Raw genomic sequence first — 17256 nt, forward strand, 5'->3', positions numbered from 1 at the left:
TATACCAATCTTTTCATAATTTGGCCGCAGATGTTGGCGGATTTACGCGGATGGACGAAGATAAATCAGGGGTTGGCGGCGAGAAATCGGGTTTTTCTGAGATTGTGCGTCGTAGCAAAAAACCGGGTTTTTGCGAAGATATTCGATTAGATGCGAAGATATTGGAAAAAACCCAGTTTCTGAGTGGAATAGCTTTGAACGACCGTTTTGCAGCGGATTTTGACCTACCTGCTGCACTTCGCGATCGATATGAGCGGGCGACTGAATACGGGCGGTTGCTAAATGAGGCTCTGGAAATTGGAATGAGCGTACACAAAGAATTAATAAAGTTGAAGAATGAACGCTAGTTATTAGTTCGTAGTAAGGATTTTAGTCCTTAAATCTGAGTTTGGGTTCCCCTTTATGAACCAGTCGGCGCAGGCCGACATCGTTTGTGTAGATGCGGTTTCAACCGCCGAATCGTCAAGGGGGTATGTTACTTTATGAACCCGTCGGCGCAGGCCGACATCGTTTGTGTTGATGCGGTTTCAACCGCCGAATCATTCTGAGTTTTTAAGGCAGATGCTTTTAGCTAGACTTAAAGTTTCAATCATCAAAGATATCTAACTGTTGGCCTTCAGACTCTTTTTCCCCTTCTTTTTTAACACCCTTCCGCAGTCCGATCGCAATTTTGCTATGTTTCTCAATCTGCTTCATCACCTGTCTCGCCCTCTCAATCACCGACGGCGGCAAACCAGCCAACCTCCCCGCTTCAATTCCGTAAGATTTATCAGCGCCCCCTGGCTGAACTTGGTGCAAAAATACAATTTGATCCGGCAATTCCTTCACCGTCACCTGATAATTGGCGACATTATCTAAAATAGAAGCTAACTCATTTAATTCGTGATAGTGAGTAGCAAAAATTGTCCGCGCCCGAATCTCGCTTGCTAAATATTCGGCCACAGACCAAGCAATCGAAAGTCCGTCAAACGTCGCCGTTCCCCTGCCAATTTCATCCAGCAAAACTAACGATTGTGGCGTGGCGTGATTGAGAATATTGGCAGTTTCGTTCATCTCCACCATAAACGTAGATTGACCCGTTGCCAAATCATCCACCGCGCCGACACGGGTAAAAATGCGATCGCAAATTCCCAATGTTGCAGCTTTCGCCGGCACAAAACTGCCCATCTGCGCCATTAACTGAATCAAACCCACCTGCCGCAAATAACAACTTTTCCCGCTAGCATTCGGCCCGGTTAAAATTATTAAATCTGGGCGATTTAGCGATGCTTCCCGACCCAAAAAAGCCGAGTTTGGGACAAAAAATCCCGGCGGTAAAGACTTTTCTACCACCGGATGACAACCCTCAATAATTTTAATTTCCCGACTTTCAACCATAGTCGGGCGACAGTAATCTTGATAAACCGCTACTTCCGCCAAACCGCACAAAACATCGGCCGCCGCCACCGCGCGGGAAACGTTGCGAATAATTTCCGCCTGTTCTCCTACCTCCGATCGCACTTTTGCAAAAATATCGTATTCCAACTGATTTAAATCTTCCCGCGCCGTCAGAATCCGCACTTCCCTTTCTTTTAATTCTTCTGTACTGTAGCGTTCTTCATTGGTAAGAGTTTGCTTGCGAGTGTAATCGTCCGGTACTTGGTCAATTTTAGATTTTGTAATACTGATGTAATAGCCGAAAGCTTTATTGTAGCCTACTTTTAAATTAGTAATTCCGGTGCGTTGCCGTTCGTTAGCTTCTAAATTAGCAATCCATTCTTGGTCTCCTGATGCACTCTGGCGCATCTCATCAAGCATTGCATTAATTCCCGATCGAATCAAACCTCCTTCTTTTAAATGAATCGGCGGTTCGTCAACTAAATGAGCGTGAATTGTAGCTGCTAATTCTTCGAGAATTGGCGGGACATTTTGCAGCGCTTTCAAATAGGGCGAGATTCCTTGGGTGGCGATCGCGGCCAATTCCGGCAGTTTCGAGAGAGAATCGGCTAAAGCTACCAAATCTCTGGCGCTAGCTGTTCCAGAACCGGCGCGCCCTGTCAGTCTTTCGATGTCGTAAATTTGGCGCAGCAACTGCTGCAAATCTTGGCGCAGGGGATTATTTTCTACTAATTCTTGAATCGTGTCGTGGCGGGCGCAAATACCTTTAATGTTGAGCAAAGGTTGCAACACCCAGCGGCGCAAAGCGCGGCCTCCCATTGCGGTGCTGGTTTTGTCGATCGCCCACAGCAACGAACCGTGAAAAATCCCATCTCTGACGGTTTGAGTAATTTCTAAATTGCGCCTGGTTTGGTAGTCCAGGGTGAGAAAATCGGTGAGGGTGTAAGTGTGCAATCTTTGCAAAGCAACTGCTTTTTCTTTTTGAGTTTCTTCGAGATATTGCAGCAAACCGCCGGCGGCGCGCACTGCGAGGGAAAGGTGTCCGCATCCCATACCTTCAAGCGATCGCACTTTGAACTTTTGCAGGATTCTCTGTTTTGCTTCGGAAAAAGTAAACGGAATTTGCGATCGCAAAGAATAGCAAAACGAATTCGGCAAACAATCGGGTAAATGGTCGGATTTCTCTCCGGGTCTCAACATCGTCACCAAATCCGGCGCATTAGTCGGAACTAGCACCTCTGAAGGCTGCAATCGCAGCAATTCTAGGGTTAATTGTTCTAAACTGTCCGCTTGGGTAGTGACAAATTCTCCCGTCGAAATATCAGTATAAGCTAATCCCCAATGTTCCCCAGCGATGACAACTGCTGCTAAAAAATTATTTTGTCTCGGTTTGAGCATTCCATCATCAGTCAAAGTTCCGGGAGTGAGAATGCGCGTAATTTCTCGCTTGACTTGGCGGCCTTCACGGGCGGCGATTGAGGCATCTTCAACCTGGTCGCAAATTACCACAGCATAGCCTTTTTCTACTAACTGAGAACTGTAGCGATCGAGGGCGTGGTGCGGCACTCCTGTCATCGGCACTTTGCCGATTTCTTTGCCGCTTTCTTTGCTAGTACAAACAAGTTCTAATTCCCTCGAAATCGTCACGGCATCTTGGAAAAAACACTCAAAGAAATCTCCGACTCGAAAGAATAAAAGTGCGTGGGGATACTGTTCTTTCACTTCAACATACCGCTGCATCATCGGTGTCAGCTTAGTGAATTCTAGTAGGCGGTAGTCGGCATTGCGGATGTTGGATTGATTGGGGTCTGTTGGGGTAGATGCAGTGTAAGGCATAAAAGGCGATCGATAAATTTTAATCTTTAACAACTTTAGCGCAAGCTCGGCTTTTAGCTATGGCTAATGATACAATTTTTGACGATTAATCATTCTCAAGCAGGGTGCGTGACTCTCAAGATGCGATCGCAGTTATATGTTTTGTAGTGCGGACTCCAGGACGCACTACGAACTGCGCGTGCGGTTAATCGAGCGGACGCGATATCAGAGAGCAGCAACTGACGATCGCCAAAAACAACCTCAGCCATGCCGCCTTGAGCTGTTAACTCTTAACAGAAGAATGCGAAAGCTTCTGCAATTTATTTGGGAACTGAGTTACCTTTTTTGTGATTTTAAACAGCCCAAAGATAGATTTATAAATTATACCTCGGATAGAGAAACTTTTTATTTAAGATGATTAAAATTACAGCATCTCCCCAGTGATTTAGCTGCGGAGTAAATTTAAGATTTAAAAACAAAAAGTAGCTAGTAGTTAACTAGAGGGAAACCAAATAATGAAAGCTCTTTGCTGGCACAAAGCAAATGACGTGCGAGTTGATAACGTACCAGATCCAACAATTATCAATCCGCGCGATGCGATAGTTAAAATCACGTCAACAGCAATCTGCGGCTCAGATTTGCACCTCTACGACGGCTTCATCCCGACCATGCAATCCGGCGACATCATGGGTCACGAATTCATGGGGGAAGTAGTCGAACTCGGCAGCGAAGTCAAGAACTTAAAAAAGGGCGATCGCGTCGTCATTCCTTTTACTATTTCTTGCGGCAGTTGCTTCTTTTGCAACCGCGATTTGTGGTCGTTGTGCGACAATTCCAACCCCAATGCTGGGCTGGCTGAAAAAATCTACGGTCATTCGCCGGCCGGACTGTTTGGCTACTCGCATTTAACGGGTGGCTATGCAGGAGGTCAAGCAGAATACGCGCGGGTTCCGTTTGCAGATGTCGGCCCTTTGAAAATTCCCGACGGACTTTCTGACGAACAAGTATTGTTCCTCACTGATATCTTTCCTACCGGTTATATGGCGGCCGAAAACTGCGACATTCAGCCGGGGGATACGGTAGCAGTTTGGGGATGCGGGCCAGTCGGACAATTTGCGATCAGAAGCGCGTTTATGCTGGGGGCCGATCGAGTAATTGCGATCGACAGAATACCGGAACGCTTGCAAATGGCGGCCGCGGCTGGGGCTGAAATCATCAACTACGAAGAAATAGACGCGGGGGAAGCCGTCACCGAAATGACGGGGGGACGCGGGCCAGACGCTTGTATCGACGCGGTGGGAATGGAAGCCCACGGTACCGGTTTCGATGCTTTGTACGACAAAGCCAAGCAAGCTGTGCGCTTGGAGAGCGATCGGCCTACCGCCCTGCGACAAGTAATCCTCGCCTGTCGCAAAGGCGGCACAGTCTCAATTCCCGGCGTTTACGGCGGTTTTGTTGACAAAGTGCCCCTCGGTGCAGCTTTCAACAAAGGCTTGACCATAAAAATGGGACAGACGCACGTTCACCGCTATTTGCGCCCTTTGCTCGATCGCGTTCAAAAAGGCGAAATTGATCCAACCTTCGTGATTACGCACCGCATGAAATTGGATGAAGCGCCCCACGCCTACGAGATTTTCAAACAGAAAAAAGACAACTGCATCAAAGTTGTCCTCAAACCCTAACTCACAATTTATTCACAAGGATCGACCATGCTTTTACAAGAAAAAAAATCCGGCGACTTAGTAGAAATTCTCGATATCGAGTCTTTAGTCAGCCCTAGCAAGAATCAAGTATCTGGACGAATTCAAGCAGGTGAAGAAGAGCAAGATCCGGCAAATTTTGAGAAGGATAAATTAGTTTTTCCCTCCGGCGAAGTCCTGCCGCGCTGTTGGGTTGAGGAAAATTATAAAACTAAAGGTTTGTAGTAGCAACTTCAGTCCTCGATTGACTCATTAATTAATTAAGGACTGAAGTCCTTACGACAAATTTAAGCACAAACTGAAGTCCTTACTACAAACTCAGGTTCGTAGTGGGGACTTTAGTTCTCGATTGACTCATTAAGTAATTAAGAAATGAAGTCCTTACTAGCAACCATTTTTTTTACAAAAATTATCGTCAATAACAGCAAATAACTTATGAAATTGCAAGCAGTAATTCTCGATGTTGACGGCACTCTCGTGCTCAGCAATGACGCCCACGCTCAAGCTTGGGTAGAGGCATTTGCCGCTTACGGCTACGAGGTGCCGTTCGAGAAAGTTCGCCCGCTAATTGGCATGGGAGGCGACAAAGTTATACCCAAAATGGTATCAGGACTTTCCGACGAAGCAGGCGACGGGAAAAAGATTGCACAGCGGCGCAAAGAACTGATTATTAACCGCTTTTCTCCCGATCTTTCTCCAACCCCCGGTTCGCGGGATTTGCTGTTAAAAATGCAGCAAGAAGGATTGCGGCTAATTATTGCTACTTCATCTACCACCGAAGAACTTTCCGGTTTGCTGAAAGCTGCACAAGTTGACGATTTATTGGATCAAGCCACGACATCGAGTGATGCAGAAGCTTCTAAACCGGAACCGGATATTGTGGAAGCTGCTTTGAGCAAATTGCAGATGGAAGCGAGTCAGACTGTGATGTTAGCTGATACTCCTTACGATATCGAAGCTGCGGGCAAGTGCGGGGTGCCGCTAATTGCTTTTCGCTGCGGAGGTTTCGATGATGCTTCGCTTGCTGGTGCTGCGGAAATTTACGATAGCCCTGCTGATTTGTTGGCGCATTATCAGGATTCTATTTTAGGGGAAAAGCCTTTGTCAGCCAGTTGATGGAATAGAGGCGAGGGCGGGTGGATTGCTTCTATGAAGCGCCGCCCACAATCCATTCTACCTGATGCGCTTCGGTGCGATCGGGAATATCCAGGCGATCGGCTAATTTGTGAATGATCGCTTCTGGTACTGCTGCTGTGCGCGATCGATTCCGCCGCCATATTTCCTCCAAGGGAACTTCGAGGTAAACAATCCGAATGCGCGCTTTGTAAGCAGCAAACAAATCAATCAATTGCTGCCGCATTTGTTTAGTTGTATTAGTGGCATTCCACACAAAAGAAGTTCCCGATCGCAAATATTCCTTAGCTCTTTGTTTTGCTGTATCTACAACAACACTTTGATTTTTATGTGGCGGTACATCCATCTCCAATCTCAGCGCATCTAAGGAAATCACAGGCCAATGGGGGAGGTTTTCTTCAATCCAATAATCTTTGCCACTTCCTGGCAATCCCGACATCAAAACAACTTCGCATTTGGTATCATCAAACATTTCAGCATCTGGGTTGCCGTTCTCTTTGCGGAAGTAGATAAATCGGCTGTGGGCGGAGGGGAATTGTCGCGGAGAATTCAAGCAATTATTTTCTTGACAAAACTCCCGAAATAGTTGTATTTTATCGAGCAATTCCTGTTTGTCGCCGCACTCTCGCCCGCGCACGTCTGCTTCGGCCAAAAGTGCGAGGAAATCGCAGCGAACAACTTGACTAACTTTAATTACAGACTGCTGGGGGTTGGGTTTGTCGATCAGCCAGATGGGTAAACTGCCGAATTGGACGATCGCACAAACAGTCTCGCGAATCTCAAACTGCACTGGTGGCTCGAATTGAGATAAAATTTTTCTCACCATTCTCGCACCTTGGCGGGCGTGACCTTTTGAGCTAATTCTGCCGTCGGCTTCTATTTTTGTAAAAGCCGGTTTTGCGACATCGTGCAGCAAAGCAGCCGCAAAAAGTATCGATCGTTCTTCATCGGGAAGTTGCCGCCAATTTGGAGAAGAGATTAAGGCTTCGCAGACCATTTTGGTGTGAATTAAAACATCTCCCTCAGCGTGATAAATCGGGTCTTGCTGACATCCTTCTAAGTTTTGAATCCAATCAAAATGATTTTGAATGCTGTCCCAATCCAGGAACCAATCGGGCGGTTCTGGACAAAAGGGAAAAGTCCAAGTTGGCGAGGGCGATAATAGTGTATTCATAAATTCACCTGCAGGTTAACTAAAATTAAATAAATCTGTGCCGGGACGCAAAATATTGGGTACAATCGGCCGGTTGAGCCAATGTCCCTCCGCATTTTTAATCGCGGTCAAAAAGCTGGCACGCACGTATTTGTAACGCGCCTTTACTATGCCATCTTCTTCGATTTTAATGTATAGACCCTCCATGCGATCGCTCTTATCAGTTTCTTTCAAACACCGATCCTCATCCCATCCCAATTCCCGACACTGCAAAACTAACCGTTCCAAATGTCCCGGCAAAATAAAATTAGATTTATCCATCAACTGCATCATTTGCTTCGGCGATTTCAAAACTCCTGAAAACAGCACGGGAACTGATACTAACGGCAATCCGCTTAACAACTGGCGGCGGGCTTCCGTGCTCAAAAATTGATTTTTTTCTAAGTCCAGCACGTCGTATTCCATAAAATAGTGCGGCAAAAAATCATAAAAAACAGTGTGTTTGGCATAAAGCCATTCGCCGTACAAAATATAACGATTTCCCAGCACTTTTCCCAGAGTTCCGCTGAGACTGAAACCCCACTGTTTGAACAAATTAAAATGTTTTTCTCTCGGCCCGCCGGTGAGATAGTGGCCGCGGCTTTGCAGCAGCATTTGCCCGTCTGGTGCGAAGCTGATGCCCGTATTTGCGCCGTCTACCTTTTCTTCGATGATTAAAGGGCGATCGGCAATAGCGCTAAACGGCACGCTGTCAAGGTCTTCGTCACCAGGCCCGAAACGCGAACCTTCGATATGATAAGTTCTGGGATATTTAATAATTGCCATAATCAACCGATTTTAGATTTTAGATTTTGGATTTTTAAGGCGAAACCATCCATTTTATATTTTATATTTTATATTTTATATTTTTAGAGGCGCATTCATTCAATTAAGCATTATAATAGATTTATCACAAAGGAGCGTGTTAAATTGAAAAATCAAAATTTCCAGAGCCTATCATCAGCACTCGCTGGCATTCTATTAGTAGTCGCGCTGCTCCTCGGCTTCAACTCTTTTGTTGTCATCAATCCAGGTGAAGCAGGAGTAGTTAGCATTTTAGGAAAAGCCACAGATGGAGCCTTGTTAGAGGGATTTCACTTCAGACCACCGCTGATATCTAAGGTAGATGTGTACGACGTAACCGTGCAAAAATTTGAAGTGCCCGCCCAGAGTGCGACTAAAGACCTTCAGGATTTAAATGCGAGTTTTGCCATCAACTTTCGCCTCGATCCTACGAGAATAGTTGATGTTAGAAGAACTCAGGGAACCTTGGAAAATATAGTATCAAAAATTATTGCTCCGCAGACCCAAGAAGCATTTAAAACAGCAGCAGCTTTGAGAACCGCCGAACAATCTATTACTCAAAGAAGCGAACTGAAAAAAGACTTTGATGCTGCACTGAAGGAACGGCTGTCAAAATATGATGTAATCGTGCTTGACACCAGCGTTGTCAACATTCGATTCTCCACAGATTTTGCCAAAGCAGTTGAAGAGAAACAGGTTGCCGAACAGCGGGCGCAAAGGGCTGTGTATGTTGCTCAAGAAGCCGAACAACAAGCTCAAGCTGACATTAACCGCGCTCAAGGTAGGGCAGAAGCTCAAAGACTTTTGGCTGAAACTTTGAAGGCTCAGGGCGGCGATTTGGTGCTGCAAAAAGAGGCTATCGAAGCTTGGAGAAACGGTGGCGCTCAGATGCCTAAAGTGCTGGTTATGGGCGGCGGTTCGAGTCGGGTTCCTTTCATTTTCAATATGAATGATTTTGAGGAAGAAACCAATCGCCCAAATGTTACCAACAATTAAAATATGACTGACGGTAACAAACCCGGTTGCCTCAAAAAGCGCGCAGAAGTCCTACGAGAGTTGTTCGAGTATGCTACACTTCTGAAAGTCAAAATATAGCGACAGCTTAAAACCTGTCGCTATAAAAGCGAAGTCCGCAATTAAAAAGCGGGCAGTACAGTCATTTTAGGAAGCAAGGAGAAATCATGACCCGCGCTATTATGGAAACCGACAAAGGTACTATCAACTTGGAACTGTTCGATGCAGATGCGCCGAATACAGTGAAGAATTTTGTTGACTTGGCGGAAAAAGGTTTTTATGACGGACTATTGTTTCATCGAGTCATTCCTAACTTTATGATTCAAGGTGGTTGTCCCAAAGGTAATGGAACTGCCGGCCCAGGCTACAAAATTAAGTGTGAAATCAACTCGCATAAACATTTGGCAGGAACTTTATCGATGGCTCACGCAGGCCGCGATACAGGTGGCAGCCAATTCTTTATTTGCCATTCTCCCCAGTCTCATTTGGATGGAGTTCACACAACTTTTGGCCAAACAGATGATATGTCTGTCGTGAATGCAATCCGCCAAGGCGACAAGATTATTTCACTCAAAATCGAGCATTAATTTTCACTAATTAGTGGCGTTTGTAGTAAGGACTTTCGTCCTTATTGCAAACAATTAGGATAAACTCACAAGTGGGAAAATATTTTTTAAATTCTTCATTCATCTTATGGTTAAAGCCATGATTTTGAAGCTTTTGCTCGAATGGTAATTCACGCTGTATCTTAGAAAGATTCGTATAAACTGCACCTTCACAATCAGAATACATTCCTGTCTGATGAAAGTTTTTCACACAATAGTCTTCAATTAAAATATAGATAGCGTATAAGTTGGCAAAACTTCCTCTGGATTTTTAACCTCTATTTGCAGATTTAGTTTAGTCTTGATACTCAAATATACAATTAGCTGGCTTTCGTAAAATATTTTTTTCCAACTTCGCCAAAATTATCCTATAAAAATTTATTAATTATTTTTGTGAATTCATATTCCATTTTGCTCAGAGTTGTAAGTTTAATGTTAGCTGCTTTGGCGAATTTTCACCGGAGTTGACTTCAGACATCACATCCTCTTCACTATTATCTGCGGTAATTCCCAGCCTCCGCAATCCTATTTCTAGGTACTTTTCTTGGAATTCTATGCCAATTGACTTTCTCTTAAGCTGTTTGGCAACAAATGATGTTGTAAAAGTCCCTGAAAATATATCTAGTACAACGTCGCCCTCATTACTACTTGCTTTGATAATTCTTTCTAACAACAATGTTGGTTTTTGAGTAGGCTGCTCCTCATACTCAGGCATACGATATCTAACTCTCGAAAACTCCCAGACGTTACCTGGAACTTTTTGAGAATTATATACTGATGGTGTAGACTTGCGATAGTCAATTAGTTTTCTCACAGCTCCGGTTTTTGCCTCTACCAGAATATCTGAGGAATTAAATGTATAATTTCTTTTGTCTTTGACGCAATATAAAATCGGTTCGTACAGAGAACCATAATATTTTTTTGCTTGTACGCCCGAACTGTCATAATACCACACTATTCTAGCAAGAACTGTTAAGCGATCGCGCAAATACAAATCAAAGTATGGCATACTTTGAGTAGATGCCATCAGATACAAACTGCCGTTATGCTTGAGTTTATTAATACATAAATTCAACCATTTATAACTCCATTCTAAATAATCGCTTTCTAATTCCCATTTGTCTTTAAAACCATTAAAATTTTTGCCGATATTATAGGGAGGATCGGCAAAAATTAAATCAATAGAGTTGTCTTTTACTTGACTTTCCAGCACTTCTAAGACATCTCCTAAAAAGAGCTTGTGTCCGTCAATTTCAAAAAATTTCATTCATCCTAACCTGTTCCAATTACTATTAGCTTGTGCCAAGGGCAAAAAAAGATATTTTACACATATTCAATACAGTTCATACTTGAGCAAAGTACAGGGAATCGAGCCATTGAAAACCTGAATCCGCTTTGATGTCCTGAGTCCAACTTGTTTCCCCAACTCCTTATTTCCAGTCAAAATAAACGCATTCCAACCTTTGAAACGCTGCTTGAAAATATCGCCCAACATCTTGTACAAATCTCCCAATTCGCTGGCATCTCCCAGCCGCTCTCCGTAGGGAGGGTTGCAAATCAAAACGCCTCTGTCTGTGGGTGCTTCCAACTCGGATAACTCGGTACGAGCAAACTTAATTTTACCGGCAATACCTGCTTGCTGCGCGTTAGTGCGAGCTTGATCTAACATATCAGAATCGCGATCGCACCCTGCAATCATTTCTGGAAGCTCTGGCAATTCGCTGCTCTCTGCTTCGGCCCACAATTTATCCCACAAAGGCTCGTCAAAGTCCCGCCACGTCATAAATCCAAACTTTTCTCGAAACAATCCCGGTGCAATATTCAAGGCTTTTAAACTCGCTTCCAAAGGCAAAGTTCCCGAACCACACATCGGGTCTAAAAACGGCAAATCTGGTGTCCATTCTGCCATTTCTAACAACGCCGCAGCGAGGGTTTCTTTGAGAGGAGCAAGCCCCATTGCCGGCCGGTATCCCCGCCGGTGCAAACTGCCACCAGAGCTGTCTAAACTCAAAATAGCGCGGTCTCGATGGATGTGAAGGTTAATTAGTAAGTCGGGACTTTCGACATCAACACTGGAACGTTTGTTAAATTGGTGGCGCTGTTGGTCGGCGATCGCATTTTTGACCTGCAAAGCTGTAAAGTGTGTGTGGTTCAACTTATCGTTGCCACCTGTACAGTTGACTGCTAAGGTATTATCAGGATTTAGATATTCGTCCCAAGGGATTTTCTGCACTTCGCGGTAGAGCATATCTGAGTCGTAACACCGGAATTCGGCTATGGGAACAAGCACTCGAAAAATTGTTCTCGACCACAGATTGACGCGGTACAATAAAGCGCGATCGCCCGCAAAGTAAACTCCTGTAAAATCGGGCTTGACATCCTGCGCGCCTAGGCGTTCTAATTCTTGGGCGGCAATTGTTTCTAAACCGCGCGCAACTGTAGCAAAATATTGATTCATTGATAATTGGTAATTGGGAATGGAGAATTGGGAATTGGTTGTTCTGATCGCCCTTCATTTAGATAGTAGCTCGTTTTCATCCTAACTCTCACAAACAATACTCTACCTTAAGGTAGATGCTGGAAATCAAAAAACTGCTATTCTACAGGATAATTTCTCAACAGGCGATCGCCCGCCTAGTCCTGTAGTCAAAAGGGCGAAAAGGGCGATCGGCCTTTTCGCTCAAACTCCAGAATCTAGCAGCAGAGCGGATTCACGCTTAATTTTTACCAGCGCGAGCAACTGCTGCGAATTAGCCAAGTATTCTATTTATTGAAAAAAATTCTTAACTACTTGCACAGTTTATTAACTTCATGTTACGCTTTTAGTCAAAGTTGAGAATTCAAACCCTAACGTCACAGTCAGGGAAAATTTCAGCTAAATGGGTGTAATACAACAATTAGAGGCCATTATGTCAAAGCAAATCAACGGATCGGCTCTCAAACTGTCCCGCGCTAGCAAAATCCAAGTAGAAGTCAAGGAAATTGCCAAGCACGCCACAGCTAAAAACATCTCTTCTACCCTCAATGTTGATGCCGATGGTAGCGATGTTACCAACGAGTAATTGCAGGTTTTTCCGTTAGACTTCGCCTCCCCAAACAAGAAGTAATAGATTTTATTTTTTGATATCGGGAAGTCTGGAATAATTGAGGACAAGCGCAAAGTGTTGTCCTCAATTATTTAATTGCTAAAAGCTTATTGATAATATTTATCGTTTATTTTTAAAGTTTATGCGATCGCTCGCCCATCTCCTCAAACCATACAATCTCGAAGATTTTCTCAATAACAACTGGACAAACAAAGCAGTTGCGATTAAAAGCGAAGGCAAAAAAGACTTTGCACACCTATTTTCCTGGGAAAAACTCAACCACCTGCTCAACTTTTACCAATTAAAATATCCCGACATTCGCTTAGCAGTAGAAGGAAAAGTTCTCGACGAAAGCGAAAACGCCAATCTCATCAAATTGTGCCAATCGGGAGCAACTTTAATTATCAATCAAGTCCACAAACTAATACCAGAAATAGCTGAATTTGCAGCAGAATTTAAAGCAGACTTGGGTTATGGAAACCAAGTAAATGCCTACTGTTCTTGGCCGGAAAAACAGGGTTTTTCCTCCCACTACGACACCCACGAAGTTTTTATCTTGCAGACAGACGGAATCAAACAGTGGTACGTTTTTGCTGACACAATTAAATACCCGCTGACAGACCAAAAATCCTCGACTTTTTCGCCGCCAGAAACCCCACCCTATTTAACCTGCACCTTGCACCCCGGCGACGTGCTTTACATACCGCGCGGACATTGGCATTATGCAATTGCTTCCGACGAACCATCGCTGCATTTAACATTAGGAATTCACGGCAAAACAGGAATTGACTTGTTAGAATGGTTGGTGGGCGAATTGCGACAACAATCAGAGTGGCGGCAAAGTTTACCGCTGCGAATAAATCAAGATTCAATCGATACAAGTGTAAATAATTTAATTGCCCAATTGCAGGGCTACGCAAACAGTAAAAATCTGGGAGAAGAGTACAGCAGCTACCTCGACAGTTTAGCAAAACCTGTGGCGAAATATTCTCTCCCTTCTCAAGCAGGGTTCAACATTTTTCCCTACGGCATTCAAACTAAATATAGAATTCCCAAATTTCAGCGGGTGAGAATTCGCGAATTGCCTGACGGGGACGGATACAAAATCGTTGTGGGAGGCAAAGAAGTATCTCTCAAAGGAGTAACTGATAAATTTACGGAGAATCTATTCAGTACAGAATTTTTTACAGGAGAAGATGTGATGGATTGGTTGCCGGATTGTGATTGGGAAATAGATGTAATGCCGCTTTTGTCGAGGCTAGTTGTTGAAGCAATTATTTTTGTTAGTTAAAACTATAGAAGAGTAATATAGCCTTTCAAGCTCTCATATGAGGTACTATTCGGCATAGGGCATAGGGCTATCCTCACCACGCTTGAGAACCGCTATAACTGCGATAATTTTGTTATTAAAATAGTAATTTATGAGACACAATGAGGTATAACATGACGAATAGTTTTTTTTGCGCCGATACTTCTAAATGCGTTGAAGAGGATATTATTGGTAGCGGTACTAATTACCAAACCTATGTATTAATTGAATGCTGTTTGCCTTGGGAATCAGAAGCTTTTAATTCTCAGCAAATTCCCCATAATCTCAGGGATTTGGTAAAGGAAGTAGAGCATTCACAGCAAAAAATTAGATTTTTGTTAATCAATAGTGAATCAACTAAATTTGCTGATAGGCGCAAAATTTTGATTTACGACAATCAAAGCCAAGATGTTTTTGGCGGTTACGAAAAACACGAATTTAATGTGAATAATATTAAAGAAGTGGCGGGAACAGTCAAAAGCTATTTAGCTGGAGAAGTCCCGGATTGCGAAGTTGAAAATAACCCACGTAGAGATATTTTGGTTTGCACTCACGGGAGTCACGATAGATGTTGCGCCAGATACGGCAATCCTTTTTATTCCCAAGCAAAAGCTGTGGTTTCCGAGTTAGAATTGAGTGATGTTCGTATTTGGAAATCTAGTCATTTTGGCGGACACCGCATGGCACCGACTGCGATTGATTTGCCTGATGGTAGATATTACGGAAATCTCGATCGCACTTCGTTCAAATCTATTCTAACGCGAACTGGTGATATTGAATGTTTGAATAAGGTTTATCGGGGTTCGGGAGTTTTGCCGAACGAAATTCAGGTTTTGGAACGAGAGTTAATCATCCGCTACGGTTGGGATTGGTTCAGCTACAAAGTTGCGGGCCGCATTGTTGAAAAATATCTAGAAAATGATGGTTTTGTTGCTGAATTAACTTTTGAGAAAGCGGACGGTACTTATAGTTATCGCGCTGATTTGGTGAAAGATGAAACCAAAACTGTTCGACTCAAAGGTTCTTGTGGTGCTCACAAAGAGTCGGAATTTCTCAAATATTCGGTAGAAAATCTTCATTTTTACTCAACAAAGGAGGAGTTAAAGTTTGTAAGCTACCCCCTTTATCATTCGGCGATTGAAATCGCTTCTTGTCAAACAAAGTCCCAGCAGAGGGGAACTGAAGAATCAGGTAGGATGTGCCGGTGATTAAATTTCTAACTGCATGAATACGTGCGGAATTCCCAGGTAATCAAAAGGCTTTTCTTGTTCGGAAAATCCGAGTTTTTTGTAAAATTTAATGGCGTTAATGCGAGACATCAGTCTTACAGTTTTGAAATTATTTTCCTTGGCTTGTGCGAGCAATTTTTCCATGAGTTTAGTGCCAATTCCTTGATTTTGAAATTCAGGAAGTACGGCAATATAAGAGATGGTTCCCAATTCTGGGGATAATTCTCGAAGTCTGCCCGATGCGATAATTTGGCGATCGCATATTCCAATTAAATGCACAGCGCCATCTTCGCGATCGTCCCTTTCGCGGCCCTTTTCCATGCCTAGGGGCGATCGCAAAACCAACCACCGCTGGTAAAACATCTCTTCTAATTCTTGTGCGTTTTCAACCGGACGTATATCTATTTGAGGCATTTTTTGATTAAATTAAATTTATAAAAATACTATAGCTGTCCTTGCAGGGGTCATAATTTTTTTTACCCCCCCCCAACCCTCCCCTTAACAAGGGGAGGGAGTAAGAAATTCACAAATGATTTAGGATTGCAATATATATTGCGCGAGTTACAAACTGTCAGTAATACTCGTGAAATTAAAAGCTTTCACGCGCACTCCCGGTACGACAATACCGCCGTAACGTTTCACTTCGCTAACTGCATCCACATCCCGCAACATATCAGGTAAAACTTGATTGAAACGGAAATTTTTAATCGGGTAAGCAATCTTACCGTTTTCAATCCAGAAAGTACCGTCGCGAGTCATGCCGGTTACTTCCGATGTTTTCGGATTCACGTAATTTACATACCAAGCTCGACTGACAAAAATTCCCCGCTCGGTTTGAGCGATTAAATCTGCTAAACTTTGATCGGAACCTGTCATCACGATCGGGTAATAACCACCTTTTGACTCTTTGCCTTTTTGGGCGGCCCAGTAACGAGAATAAGACAAACTTTGAGGGATACCATTTTTGATGATTTCCAAATAGTTATTGTTGAATCCGTTGCCGAAAAAATTACCCGATCGCAACAAAGGATGACTTGGATCGCGCAGTACCTGCACTAACGGGCTGAAAAGTTGTTCTCCCGCGCGGTTTCCAGCGGGTTTTCCCGACTCATCGGCGATCGACATAAACGATCGCCCCTCATCCGCCGCCCGCGCATCCATAGCCCAAATTACCCACGGTAGCAAATCTGCAAACGCAGCGCCCTCAAAAATTACAGGATAAACACCAGGAGTAATTTCGCGGGGGTTGCGGGAGGCTTTCGCGCGCGAGACAACTTGTGCGGCTAATTCGGCGACTTGTAGTTCGTGGATGCCCCAAGCCGTGCTTTCAGTCCAGCTAGAACCGTCTCCAATGCGGGCTGTAAAGCCGAAATTTGCCTCTGTAGATTGGTTGCAGGCGCGGAGTCCGGTTGACGAGGCGATCGCGTATAGCGAAGCCTCAGCGCTCAATGTACCGGAAGCTTCCGCACCTTCGCCAGATGCGATCGCGCAAGCCTGCTGTACCATTTTTGCCCGCTCTAAAGGCGATACAGCAGCCGTTGCTTCATCAAACGCCGCCGGGGGCAAATCGTAGGTTTGAGGGGGCAACAGCGGCATCCATTCGGGGTCTGCGGGGGCAATTCGGGCGAGTTCTTCCGATCGTTTGACGGTTTGGGCGATCGCATCTTCATCAAATTCGGTAACAGCAGCAGAAGCGCTTTTGTTGCCAAAATAGCTAGTAATGTTGAGGCTAAATACAGTCTTACTAATATTTTGGGTGATTTGATTTTCCGAGAATCGGGAAAGAGATTCTTCGCCAGTAGAAAGACTGACAAATACCTCCTCTGCTTCCGATTGTTTGACTACCTTTTCTAATAAAGATAACGCTTGGTCTTCACTTAAAATTGCTGGCGATGTTGTTACGGTCATAAGCTATAATGCTAGGAAAATTTGTTGGCTTTATTATTTATCTCAGAGCTCTCTCTCTGTGTTCTCTGCGCCCTCTGTGGTTA

At 44.0% G+C, this 17256-nt stretch carries 16 protein-coding genes; 9 read left to right on the plus strand and 7 right to left on the minus strand.

Annotated elements, in window-relative coordinates:
* The first annotated feature begins 50 nt into the window (after positions 1 to 50).
* Entirely contained in the window at positions 51 to 347 is a 297-nt protein-coding gene (locus QT998_RS18165; protein ID WP_333218109.1) for a hypothetical protein, read from the plus strand.
* A 238-nt stretch (positions 348 to 585) separates the two neighbouring features.
* Here the strand turns inward: QT998_RS18165 and mutS are convergent, their stop codons facing one another.
* Positions 586 to 3213 carry a DNA mismatch repair protein MutS gene (gene mutS / locus QT998_RS18170; RefSeq protein WP_333116852.1) on the minus strand — a complete coding sequence of 876 codons (2628 nt, stop codon included), beginning with the start codon at positions 3211 to 3213 and terminating at the stop codon, positions 586 to 588.
* Positions 3214 to 3707: 494 nt separating this feature from the next.
* Here mutS and QT998_RS18175 point away from each other — a divergent pair, with 494 nt between their 5' ends.
* The 3 genes from QT998_RS18175 to QT998_RS18185 all read left to right on the plus strand — a co-directional run bounded on the left by QT998_RS18175 (position 3708) and on the right by QT998_RS18185 (position 6008).
* On the plus strand, positions 3708 to 4874 hold the full coding sequence (locus tag QT998_RS18175; RefSeq protein WP_333116723.1) for a zinc-dependent alcohol dehydrogenase: 1167 nt from the start codon (positions 3708 to 3710) through the stop codon (positions 4872 to 4874).
* A 27-nt stretch (positions 4875 to 4901) separates the two neighbouring features.
* Positions 4902 to 5117: an acetyltransferase gene (locus QT998_RS18180; protein ID WP_333116725.1), complete on the plus strand. Its 216-nt coding sequence runs from the start codon at positions 4902 to 4904 to the stop codon at positions 5115 to 5117.
* Between the two features lie 210 nt (positions 5118 to 5327).
* Positions 5328 to 6008, plus strand: coding sequence for an HAD family hydrolase (locus QT998_RS18185; protein ID WP_333116727.1), 681 nt, complete (start codon positions 5328 to 5330; stop codon positions 6006 to 6008).
* Between the two features lie 31 nt (positions 6009 to 6039).
* On the opposite strand, the gene QT998_RS18190 is transcribed toward QT998_RS18185, so the two are convergent.
* Together QT998_RS18190 and QT998_RS18195 are read right to left on the minus strand one after the other, a co-directional pair.
* Positions 6040 to 7200: an AAA family ATPase gene (locus QT998_RS18190; protein WP_333116730.1), complete on the minus strand. Its 1161-nt coding sequence runs from the start codon at positions 7198 to 7200 to the stop codon at positions 6040 to 6042.
* Between the two features lie 15 nt (positions 7201 to 7215).
* The gene (locus tag QT998_RS18195; RefSeq protein ID WP_333116733.1) at positions 7216 to 8004 is read right to left on the minus strand and encodes an RNA ligase family protein; all 789 of its coding nucleotides are present in this window, start codon (positions 8002 to 8004) and stop codon (positions 7216 to 7218) included.
* A 144-nt stretch (positions 8005 to 8148) separates the two neighbouring features.
* On the opposite strand from QT998_RS18195, the gene QT998_RS18200 reads away from it, so the two are divergent.
* Both QT998_RS18200 and QT998_RS18205 read left to right on the plus strand, forming a co-directional pair.
* Positions 8149 to 9018, plus strand: coding sequence for a prohibitin family protein (locus QT998_RS18200; protein ID WP_333091685.1), 870 nt, complete (start codon positions 8149 to 8151; stop codon positions 9016 to 9018).
* A gap of 185 nt (positions 9019 to 9203) precedes the next feature.
* A complete protein-coding gene (locus tag QT998_RS18205) occupies positions 9204 to 9623 on the plus strand; it encodes a peptidylprolyl isomerase (RefSeq protein ID WP_333091684.1) in 420 nt (139 codons plus the stop codon).
* Between the two features lie 433 nt (positions 9624 to 10056).
* On the opposite strand, the gene yhdJ is transcribed toward QT998_RS18205, so the two are convergent.
* Positions 10057 to 10908, minus strand: a complete 852-nt coding sequence (gene yhdJ, locus QT998_RS18210; protein WP_333116735.1) for an adenine-specific DNA-methyltransferase — start codon at positions 10906 to 10908, stop codon at positions 10057 to 10059.
* A gap of 66 nt (positions 10909 to 10974) precedes the next feature.
* Entirely contained in the window at positions 10975 to 12099 is a 1125-nt protein-coding gene (locus tag QT998_RS18215) for a THUMP domain-containing class I SAM-dependent RNA methyltransferase (protein ID WP_333116738.1), read from the minus strand.
* Positions 12100 to 12520: 421 nt separating this feature from the next.
* Between QT998_RS18215 and QT998_RS18220 the strand changes: the two genes are divergently transcribed.
* From QT998_RS18220 to QT998_RS18230, 3 genes are all read left to right on the plus strand, one after another.
* A complete protein-coding gene (locus QT998_RS18220) occupies positions 12521 to 12703 on the plus strand; it encodes a hypothetical protein (protein WP_194010158.1) in 183 nt (60 codons plus the stop codon).
* 166 nt (positions 12704 to 12869) lie between these two features.
* Positions 12870 to 14018, plus strand: a complete 1149-nt coding sequence (locus QT998_RS18225) for a cupin domain-containing protein (RefSeq protein ID WP_333116744.1) — start codon at positions 12870 to 12872, stop codon at positions 14016 to 14018.
* Positions 14019 to 14170: 152 nt separating this feature from the next.
* Entirely contained in the window at positions 14171 to 15244 is a 1074-nt protein-coding gene (locus tag QT998_RS18230; RefSeq protein ID WP_333116747.1) for a sucrase ferredoxin, read from the plus strand.
* On the opposite strand, the gene QT998_RS18235 is transcribed toward QT998_RS18230, so the two are convergent.
* The gene (locus QT998_RS18235) at positions 15245 to 15679 is read right to left on the minus strand and encodes a GNAT family N-acetyltransferase (RefSeq protein WP_333116749.1); all 435 of its coding nucleotides are present in this window, start codon (positions 15677 to 15679) and stop codon (positions 15245 to 15247) included.
* A gap of 147 nt (positions 15680 to 15826) precedes the next feature.
* Positions 15827 to 17173: a TldD/PmbA family protein gene (locus QT998_RS18240; protein WP_333116752.1), complete on the minus strand. Its 1347-nt coding sequence runs from the start codon at positions 17171 to 17173 to the stop codon at positions 15827 to 15829.
* Between the last annotated feature and the right edge of the window lie 83 nt (positions 17174 to 17256).

It is taken from the genome of Microcoleus sp. S1D4 (genome assembly GCF_036700765.1).
In the GTDB taxonomy this organism is placed as follows: domain Bacteria; phylum Cyanobacteriota; class Cyanobacteriia; order Cyanobacteriales; family Microcoleaceae; genus Microcoleus.